Genomic DNA, 3,480 nt, shown 5'->3' with positions numbered 1-3,480 from the left:
CAACTCATTTGACAAAAGCACAAAAACAATATATTTTCGATCACAACGGTGATCTTGTTAATATGTAATGAAAAAACCTACTCAATTGAGTAGGTTTTTTTGCGTTATTTTAACAACAACGCCAACAAAGCAATCGCTGCTGGCAAGCCTTGTACCAAAATAATCTTGCGGGCAGCCGTCAAACTACCATAAATAGCCGCAATTAGAATAAAGCCCATTTCAAGCGACAACATCAAGACTTGTTGTTGCCCTGACAATAAAAACATCGTGGCAAAGATTAACACACCAAGCAAACCATTATACACCCCTTGGTTGCCAAGTAACGTTTTCACTTCGGGGATATCCACAATTTCCGGTTTCAGTTCAAATGCCTTCGCTTGTTGTGGTGTTGACCCAAAAACTTCAACAACCATAATGCCAATTGCTTCAATGGCGACTAACGCCGTAATCACTAATGCTATCATTTATTCTCCCCCATTTTCTTCTGGTTTAATTTGTACCACAATTTTACCACGCGCGTGGTGCGTTTCACTACGTTCATGCGCTGATCGAATGCCTACCATCGTCAATGGATAAACAGAATCCACGACAATTTTTAAGTCACCTGCAGCGATATCGGCAGCTAACACAGCCAAATCTTTCCCGTTTGGTTGTAACCAACCTTCACGCACCGTCTTATCTGCTGTGGCCTTTTGCGCATCAGTTAATGCTGCAGAAATTGTCACAAAGTGACCCCCAGGCTTCAAAATCGCAAGCCCATTATCGACATCCCCCACCATATCAAAGACTGCATCATAATCTGATAGCACATCTTGAATGTTAGTGGTGTGATAGTCAATCACTTCATCGGCACCTAGACCGACCACAAAATCATGATTGGCTTGACTAGCCGTTGTGGCAACATAGGCCCCCATCTTTTTAGCCAGTTGAATGGCATAAATGCCCACACCACCGGCACCGGCTTGAATAAGCACCTTTTTACCCGCACTCACTTGCAGTTGTTGCAACATTTGTAACGCCGTTAAGCCAGCCAAAGGCACCGCGGCTGCTTCAGCAAAACTCACGTTAACTGGCTTCAATGCCAATTTATCTGCTTTTACTGCCGTGTATTCAGCGTATGACCCATTACGTCCAATCGGGTCAATGTCTGGCCGGGCAAAAACGGCGTCCCCAACTTTAAAGCCGGTCACATTATCGCCAACGGCAACAATTTTCCCAGCGACATCCCAACCAAGCACCACGGGAAACTGCCATTGGAACATGCGTTGCAATAACCCTTCACGGGCTTTATAGTCAATCGGATTAATGCTAGTTGCAATGTTTTCGACCAACACTTCATCCGCTTGAATGGCTGGCACAGCCGTGTCAACCACTGTTAATTCATTTCGATCACCGTATTGGTTAATCACTGCTGCTTTCATATCATTATCTCCTGTTAAGCTAAATAGTTCGCAATCATCGGCAAAACAATTCCCGTGTGGGTTGGGAAGGCAAAGATTTGGTTTTTAAGATCGTCACTCGTATAATGTTTGTTAATCACTGGCACCAAAGCGTTAATGACTTCCGGTGCAAAATCACCAATTAAAGCAGCGCCAACCAATTGTTGCTTTTGGTTCAGCACAATTTTAATGGCAGCGTGGGTATCATTTAACGTTTGGAAACGCATCACTTGCCCATAAGGTATCTCAATAACTTGCAAGTCGTCACGTTTGGCTGCTTCATCAGGCGTCACACCGACTTGGGCCACACGTGGCAACGTAAAGGCCACCGTGGGCACAACCGGATAAGTGATTGGTGCAGGATCGCCCAAGAGTACGCGGGCAATATAGTGTGATTCAAAGGTTGCCGTTGGCGTCAACCGCGCAATTTGCTTTGAAATGACATCACCACTGGCGTAAATATTAGGGACATTCGTTTGCAAGTGATCATTCACCAAGACCCCTTGACGGTCGTAGGCCACCCCAATAGTGTCTAAGCCGAGGCCATCAATATTGGCCACGCGCCCCGTGGTATCCATGACATATTCAGCTTCAAAGCGTTGCCCTTGTGCTGTTGCCACGGCATATTGCCCGTTGTCTAATGCGGTCACGCTGGCGACAGCTTGACCAAAATTAAACTGAATACCTTTAGCCGACATATCAGTCACAACCTGTTGGGCATAGTCCGCGTCAAACCCATTTAACGCACGGTTACCATATTCAATCAAAGTCACTTGGCTACCCGCTGCATGGGCAATTGACGCAAATTCCATCGCAATGTAACCTGCCCCAATAAAAACCATTGACTTTGGCATTTCTGGCAAATCCAAGAAATCGGTACTGTCATGCGTGAGTTCAGCACCCGTAATTGGTAGCTTTGCTGGGCGTTGACCAGTCGCAATTACAAATTGATCAGCCTGATATTGGACATCACCCACCGTAATCGTTTGTGGGTCGATAAATTGCGCATGACCAGCAATAATATCAATGCCGTCAACAGATAGCATTTTTGCCAAACCATCGGACAACGGATCAATCACTTGGTGCTTGTAAGCCATCAATTCTGGCCAAATAATATCAGGCGTGTCGTTAATGCCAATACCGTGATAGTGGTGCAAATGATGCATCATTTCTGCAGGGCCATCTAACAAAATCTTGGCATTGCAGCCAAAGTTCGTGCAAGTGCCTGCGACTTTATTAGCCTCAACTAAGGCAACCTTCTTGCCAGCACGTGCGAGTGTTTGCGCGCCGTGCCATGCTGCATGTCCACTACCAATAAAAATAATATCGTACATGATTATCCTTCTTCCTTTTCGGTTAGCATCGTTTGTAAAATGTGATTTAACGCTTGGTTTTCACGCAAAACTTCTTCAAGCGGTCGGCCACTGCGCGCCAGTAACTGATCGCGAATGGCATCGACCTCGGCCAAAATTTGTGTAAATAAAGGTTGTTTGTCAGCTGGCATCGCCAAGACTTTGGCCCGCTTATCAGTTGGACTGGTTGCCTTGTGCAACCATGACTTTTTGACAAGCTTATCAATGACTGGGGTGAGCGTGTTACTCGACAAATCCAGTGCCGCACCAATATCCATTAACTTCAAAGGGCCTTGTTGATGAATAATTAAAAGACTCATGTATTGTAAGTATGACAAATCATAAGGTTCTAATACGCGACTGTAAAGCCGATGAAAATAACGATTCGTGTTATAAACGGATAAACAAAGTTCATCATAAAGATAATCATCTGGTGTCATATCTGTTAACGCCCCTTTCTGCCATGTAATTATATCGCATACGATATAAATTGCAAGTAAAACAAAAAAGGTTTGTCCTATTTATTAGGAAAACCCTTGTGTGTTTGACTTATAAATTTTCACCGCGACTAGCAATCACTTGTTGATACCAGTGAAAACTATCCTTCTTATAGCGCTTGGCACTGCCTTCGCCAAAATCATCTAAATCAACATAAATTTATCCATATCGCTTCTTCATTTCGCCTGTAC

General features: G+C 44.4%; 4 protein-coding genes and 1 pseudogene. All 5 read right to left on the bottom strand.

Translation table 11 applies throughout. The annotated features are described in order from the left end of the window. Positions 1–104: 104 nt before the first annotated feature. Positions 105–464, bottom strand: coding sequence for a DUF1304 domain-containing protein (locus tag ACW12G_RS07070; RefSeq protein WP_029510070.1), 360 nt, complete (start codon positions 462–464; stop codon positions 105–107). Beyond that, positions 465–1,421, bottom strand: coding sequence for an NADP-dependent oxidoreductase (locus ACW12G_RS07065; RefSeq protein WP_455647615.1), 957 nt, complete (start codon positions 1,419–1,421; stop codon positions 465–467). Positions 1,422–1,435: 14 nt separating this feature from the next. Then, positions 1,436–2,776 carry a dihydrolipoyl dehydrogenase family protein gene (locus ACW12G_RS07060; protein ID WP_455647616.1) on the bottom strand — a complete coding sequence of 447 codons (1,341 nt, stop codon included), beginning with the start codon at positions 2,774–2,776 and terminating at the stop codon, positions 1,436–1,438. After that, positions 2,776–3,231: a MarR family winged helix-turn-helix transcriptional regulator gene (locus ACW12G_RS07055; protein WP_029510067.1), complete on the bottom strand. Its 456-nt coding sequence runs from the start codon at positions 3,229–3,231 to the stop codon at positions 2,776–2,778. The genes ACW12G_RS07060 and ACW12G_RS07055 overlap by 1 nt, the downstream gene beginning before the upstream one ends. A gap of 109 nt (positions 3,232–3,340) precedes the next feature. Continuing rightward, positions 3,341–3,480 (bottom strand): annotated as a pseudogene (locus tag ACW12G_RS07050) (family 1 glycosylhydrolase); the annotation flags it as partial.

Source organism: Leuconostoc sp., from assembly GCF_965300815.1.
The sequence above is the reverse complement of the archived record's forward strand: the minus strand, read 5'-3'. Positions and strand labels throughout refer to the sequence as shown.

Excerpts from the sequence above, each read along its gene's own strand:
- ACW12G_RS07070 (WP_029510070.1), bottom strand. The coding sequence starts at position 464 with ATGATAGCATTAGTGATTACGGCGTTAGTCGCCATTGAAGCAATTGGC.
- ACW12G_RS07065 (WP_455647615.1), bottom strand. The coding sequence starts at position 1,421 with ATGAAAGCAGCAGTGATTAACCAATACGGTGATCGAAATGAATTAACA.
- ACW12G_RS07055 (WP_029510067.1), bottom strand. The coding sequence starts at position 3,231 with ATGACACCAGATGATTATCTTTATGATGAACTTTGTTTATCCGTTTAT.